The organism is Mycobacterium sp. D16R24, assembly GCF_002013385.1.
Lineage (GTDB): Bacteria > Actinomycetota > Actinomycetes > Mycobacteriales > Mycobacteriaceae > Mycobacterium.
On sequence record NZ_MAEV01000029.1, the window covers coordinates 1 to 4,980 of the forward strand.

The 4,980-nt window shown below is 63.4% G+C and carries 7 protein-coding genes; 6 read left to right on the top strand and 1 reads right to left on the bottom strand.

Translation table 11 applies throughout. The annotated features are described in order from the left end of the window. Positions 1-149 precede the first annotated feature (149 nt). Genes B4383_RS22450 through B4383_RS22460 form a run of 3 tightly spaced genes read left to right on the top strand, consistent with a single transcriptional unit; the run spans position 150 to position 2,165 of the window. Positions 150-1,277 carry a hypothetical protein gene (locus B4383_RS22450; protein WP_078293598.1) on the top strand — a complete coding sequence of 376 codons (1,128 nt, stop codon included), beginning with the start codon at positions 150-152 and terminating at the stop codon, positions 1,275-1,277. Positions 1,278-1,294: 17 nt separating this feature from the next. Next, a complete protein-coding gene (locus B4383_RS22455) occupies positions 1,295-1,762 on the top strand; it encodes a hypothetical protein (RefSeq protein ID WP_078293601.1) in 468 nt (155 codons plus the stop codon). Between the two features lie 43 nt (positions 1,763-1,805). Continuing rightward, the gene (locus B4383_RS22460; RefSeq protein WP_139360986.1) at positions 1,806-2,165 is read left to right on the top strand and encodes a hypothetical protein; all 360 of its coding nucleotides are present in this window, start codon (positions 1,806-1,808) and stop codon (positions 2,163-2,165) included. A 47-nt stretch (positions 2,166-2,212) separates the two neighbouring features. Here the strand turns inward: B4383_RS22460 and B4383_RS22465 are convergent, their stop codons facing one another. Then, positions 2,213-3,379: a hypothetical protein gene (locus B4383_RS22465; protein WP_139360987.1), complete on the bottom strand. Its 1,167-nt coding sequence runs from the start codon at positions 3,377-3,379 to the stop codon at positions 2,213-2,215. Between the two features lie 418 nt (positions 3,380-3,797). Between B4383_RS22465 and B4383_RS22470 the strand changes: the two genes are divergently transcribed. The 3 genes from B4383_RS22470 (at position 3,798) to B4383_RS22480 (ending at position 4,979) form a co-directional block, all read left to right on the top strand. Continuing rightward, positions 3,798-4,196, top strand: a complete 399-nt coding sequence (locus B4383_RS22470) for a hypothetical protein (protein ID WP_078293615.1) — start codon at positions 3,798-3,800, stop codon at positions 4,194-4,196. Between the two features lie 36 nt (positions 4,197-4,232). Then, positions 4,233-4,697 (top strand): hypothetical protein, encoded by a 465-nt coding sequence (locus B4383_RS22475; protein ID WP_139360988.1) that lies wholly within the window; start codon positions 4,233-4,235, stop codon positions 4,695-4,697. An 81-nt stretch (positions 4,698-4,778) separates the two neighbouring features. Further along, a complete protein-coding gene (locus B4383_RS22480) occupies positions 4,779-4,979 on the top strand; it encodes a hypothetical protein (protein WP_078293613.1) in 201 nt (66 codons plus the stop codon). Position 4,980 lies beyond the last annotated feature (1 nt).

The window sequence follows — 4,980 nt, forward strand, 5'->3', positions numbered from 1 at the left end:
GGGGGGGGGGGGATTCGCGCCGCGCTGCGGCCGGGGAGCGTCATCAACCACTCCCCTTCCAACTGCCATACGTTTCGTTTCGTTATGTTATATCGATTCGTTTTGTCAGATTCGTTGCGTTCAGTCGGACGGAACGGTATCGTCGGTGTATGAGCGAGATCGCGACCCCGGCAGATGTGACGACCTGCCACTTCCCCGGCTGCACAGAACCGAGTCGGCCCGACCCGGCGACCGGCCGTAAAGCGAAGTACTGCGAGCAGACCATCGACGGTGTGCTGCACAACCGGGCTAACGCCTGGCATCACCGCCGTAAGCAGGAACCGGCGGCCGCGCCCGCCCCCGAGGAGCTTGTGGCCGCACCGGTCTCGATGGCGAGGGCCACGCTCGAAGAGCGGCTCAACCGCCTTCCCGGACTGTTTGGGGAAGTCCGGGAGTACATGGACAGCGTGCTCGAGGAGCTGCGCGCCGCCAGTGATCTGGAGGCCGCTGGCGCCGAGGTCGAAGATGTCCGCCGCGAAGCGCTGGCCCAGACCACGGCGGCCGAGCAGCGAGCCAGCGCTGCGGAGAGGGCACGCCGTGAGGCCGAGGCCCTGGCGAACGAGGCTGCAGCCCAACGTGAGGAAGCTGACTCGGCGGCCGAGGAACTTGTGGCGGAACTGACGCGGCGCCAGACGGAATTCGACGAGCAGATGGCGCAGCTACGCACAGACTTCGCTGCGCAGCTTGACCAGGCCGCGCAGCGTGCTCAGACAGCCGAAGAGGCCCGCGCCCGAGCGGAGCGGGATCGGGCGGCCACCCAAGACGAGTTGATCGCGGAGCGGGCCGCTCTGGCTGCAGCGGAAGCGAATATCGAGCGTGAGCGAGCGAACGGGGCCCGCCTGGCCGAGGATCTGGCCGAGCTGCGTCGTGAGCTTGAGAGCGCCCACCTCAAGACCGCCGCTGCCGAAGGGATCGCGGCGGCGGCGCGAGAGGCACAGCAGGTAGCGGATGCCGCGGCTGCGGAACATCGTGAACTGGCCCGACAAGCGCAATCAGCCACCGAGGCGGTACGTGCGGAAATGCGGGCCGACATGGACTCGTTGCGCGCGGAGACCGCCGAACGCCTCCGGAGAGAGCGTGAGAACGCCGACGAGCGGGTAGCCGCGGCGCTGGCAACCACGGAAGCCCTGAAAGCCACCGTGGCCGCGTACAAGACGCAACTAGACGTACAGGAAACGCCCGCCGGCGCGGCCCCCACAAAGCGGGTCGCGAAAAGAACCACTGGACAGAGCAGCTAGAGCGTAAGGATCACCTGATGGGCACACGGACTGAGCTGTTTCTACGAGTAGAGCTGGACGAGGACCTGCCCGACGAGGTGGTCGCGATTCTGGATGCCTACGCCCGCAGTGAAGCGGGCGCCGTGGAAGATCTTCCCGCGCAGGCATTCTTCGAGACCCCCGGCTGGGACAGTGCCCTGCGGCACAGGGACTTCGCCACGCCGACAGCACGTGAACCCGTGCAGTTCTGGATGGACGAGATCGACAACCCGGATCAATGGCGGCTGCTGGTGCACTGCTGCAGCAAGAACACCAAGCAGGCGTTCGAAAAGTTCTTGGACTGGATACTGCCCTACGTGGATGGCGGGCCCGGGGCATTCCTCGGCTACCTCATTGAAGACGACGGGGCCGACGCATTACGACTCATCCACGCCCCGCCCGCACCATCGGACGAGCGCATATATCTCACAGTGAGCTCGTTCTCCCCGGAAACAACAGCGAACTGAGATGATCGTGACTTGTGGTCACGGTCCAAGGAAGGGGAAGGCCATGATTGATGCCCCTCAGTCCCCCGCTGAGGCGCTCGCCCGCTTGGACGCGGTCGTGGACGAGATCGACGCTCATCGAACCGAATTGGAGCGAGAACGTGCGGAATCGGAGCAGCAGCTCACCACGCGGATCAGCGAGATCATGGATGACCGTCGGTCAAGCTCAGAGCGCAAGCGGGTACGAGTGAGCGAGGCGATGCTGGACTACTTCGAGGACCAAGGCCTCGACGACCTCCAGGTGATCTCCGCGCTGCTGCGCCGGAAAATCTCGGGGACGCATCCGACTTCTGCCGCCCAGCGTGCACATCTCAGTCAGGCGGCGGCAGAGATTGAGGCCGCTATCGGCCGGGGCGCGCGGTAGCGGCCCGACTCCCCCGCGCGTCACGTTTCAGTGATTACGCCGAGGATTCAGCGGCTATCTGGAGTGTTCGCGCGAAACGCTGCGTCTTGCTCGCGAACGACCTGATCGACACGTTTACGAGCTTCCGTTACCGCCTCATCTACCGCGCGGCGGCGGGCGGCGGTGTCCTCGGCCGCCAGAAGATGAGCAGCAACAGTAGTGTCCGTGATCCCGGCTTCCGATCTCCGCTCAAGGTCCGCATACAGCTCTTGCTTTTGGCGATGCATGCGCCCGATCGGATCTGCATCTTGGCCCCACTGGTAACGGTAGAAGGCCCATAGCTCATCCTTGGTCGCGTCTTCAATCCGCGTGCGAGCTTCGGCGATGTACTGCTCTGCGCCCGCGCCGCTCACGGACTGCGTCTTGCGCTCTAACACTCTGAACAGCTCATCGCGGATTTCGCCGTCGGTCGAGAGGCCTGGCGCGACCTGCGTGAACCGTATTCCATTGTGTAACAGCTCGATCCACTCATTGGGAAACCGCTTTGCTTCCGCCTTATGGAGCGCGAGGGCCTCCTTTCTGGCCCTCTGTTGCGGCGTTGTCTTCATCCAGCTCTGCACGGTGCTGCGCTGCACACCGAGGTACCGGGCCAGGCCGCTGACGGTGAGTGCGCCGGCCTCGATCGCGCGGTCGGTTTCCATCTCGAACTTGACTCGCAAATTTCCTTCGCTGTGTCGCGTCTGCACCCATCGCATCATCACGCGGCACATCTCGGCGGGATCATCGGTGGGGCGGCCCTGTCCAGGAAGTGTCAGGTTCGATTCATAGCCGTCGATGAGTTCGCAGCAATCTAGTTCAAGTGTTCGCCAGCTTTGAAGGCATCGCACGACGTCGGGGTCCTCGAAGAGTTCGGGGTTGTCGCCGAGCATCCGCGCAATCGCGCCAAGGGCGACGGTCGTGATCTCCAGTTCGAGTCTGGGGTCAGCGAAATGAGGGTCTCCGGTGTAGACAACTGAGGGCCAATGCTCTTGAGGCAGCACACGTTCGATCGCAGGCACGGTATCGGGCGTATCGTGCCTGCCAACGATGGCGCCCACGTTGAACCTTAGGGGCTGCTCGGTGATCGGTGCCGCACCGCGAGCTGGCCAATCACCAGACACGGTCACCTCGTGGCAGTACAGGTACCAGCACATCTCATGGCGCCTGGTTTCCGTCAAATCCAATGTGACAGCCATGAATTGGCCTTCCATAGGGACGGCCCGGTATCCGAATGATCGGGTATAGAGGTCTGCGTAGTCCTGGACGACCAGCGGCCCTGGCCGCCGATACACCAGCGGCGGGTCCCCTTCGGAGGGAACGTCCCACCACAGCGGGGTGCGGTCGGCATAGAACTCAAGGATCGAACCCGCCTCGTAGCTGTACCCCAGCGCCCAATCAAGCTGCGACATCGCCCTGAACCCCTAACGCGATAGTGTGGTGTAGTGACTACACTACACCACACTATCGGTAGCGCAACGTGGTTTGACCGCGGCGACCAACGAGGGGTACTCGACCACTCCCGGTTCGCCCCGGGTCTGAGGCGCAGTTCAGAATCTGTTGTCCTAGTGCGATATTGACATCATCAATATCGTGCGGACGGGACGGAGCCTTTCCATGGCGGAAACCGGGCAGCAAGCCGAGTTGGAGCTGTGGCCTCGCGAGCATGATCTACCGCCGCGGTGGGACGGTCTGCCTGTGCAGTGGGGTGACTGGCAAGACTCCCCCGAGGTATTTATCTGTCCGCCTCCCAAGAAGGACGCAGAGTGCGGGTCGTGTGGAAGTACTCGGGCACCGCTGCTCAACTTCGGGCGGATATGGACCGACCCATCGACGGCGCCTCGGGCTATTGGGAAAGCGCGGATGCAGCGCGGCCGGTTCCTGGTCGGCGTCATTTCAGCGTTCCGCTGCGACGACTGCGGTCACGACACCGTGATGGACACGAACGGCAAAATGTGGGATCTCGATGACACTGATTACACCGGTAATGGATCGTGGGATAACGGGCCTTCATGAGCCCGGCATCAGCGAAGTGACAGAAAGGCTTTCATGATGGGCGCCGATTCCGGACAGGTCCAGTACTGGCACGGCGGTGTACGCGGACTGCGCGCGGGAGACATGCTGCGCTCCCCCTTCGAACGCCGCCGCGAACTCACCGGCGCCGAGCGCCGCAACGAGCTGCACTCGGCCGCGGCCGGGTACAACGACGACCGGAACCCTCACCGGGTGTACTTCACCACAGACCGCCAGCTGGCCCGTGGTTGGGCAAGGACCAAGGTCGCCGGCGGCGGCTCGCTGTACCGGGTACGACCTGTCCCGGCGGACGCGATGGAGCCAGACCCTGACTACGGAGCCAGCGCGTTCTGTGCACCTCGGGCCAAGATTCTGGCGGTCGCCGAAAAGTCGATAATGATGACCGAAGACGAGGCGCACCGGGCCTGCACAGCGGGCTACACCACGTGGTTCGACGGCAGCCCGCGATACGATGTCGAAGGCTATTTTCAGCCCCCGCCATAATGGCTTATCTGTACCGGCACAGCCAGATTTGAGCTTCATTCCTGTTCCAGCGGTGGGACACATGTATATCGGGTCGGCGATGTGGGCCGTTCGGTCGACTACATGTGTCCCACACGCGAGTTGCGCTGTGCGTTGGATGGGGTGCTGTCTCGCTGTTACCAACGACAGCCAGCGGTCATCGTCGGAGACGAGATCGGCGACCGATACGGTGAGCGCTTCGGTGATGTCGAAGAGTCGTTCAAAGAGCAGGCCCGCCAGACTCGCCAACAACGAATCGAGTAGG

Bases quoted from the DNA above. Each gene is read 5' to 3' on its own strand.
- B4383_RS22450 (WP_078293598.1), top strand. From the start codon at position 150: ATGAGCGAGATCGCGACCCCGGCAGATGTGACGACCTGCCACTTCCCC.
- B4383_RS22460 (WP_139360986.1), top strand. From the start codon at position 1,806: ATGATTGATGCCCCTCAGTCCCCCGCTGAGGCGCTCGCCCGCTTGGAC.
- B4383_RS22475 (WP_139360988.1), top strand. From the start codon at position 4,233: ATGGGCGCCGATTCCGGACAGGTCCAGTACTGGCACGGCGGTGTACGC.
- B4383_RS22465 (WP_139360987.1), bottom strand. From the start codon at position 3,379: ATGGCTGTCACATTGGATTTGACGGAAACCAGGCGCCATGAGATGTGC.
- B4383_RS22470 (WP_078293615.1), top strand. From the start codon at position 3,798: ATGGCGGAAACCGGGCAGCAAGCCGAGTTGGAGCTGTGGCCTCGCGAG.
- B4383_RS22455 (WP_078293601.1), top strand. From the start codon at position 1,295: ATGGGCACACGGACTGAGCTGTTTCTACGAGTAGAGCTGGACGAGGAC.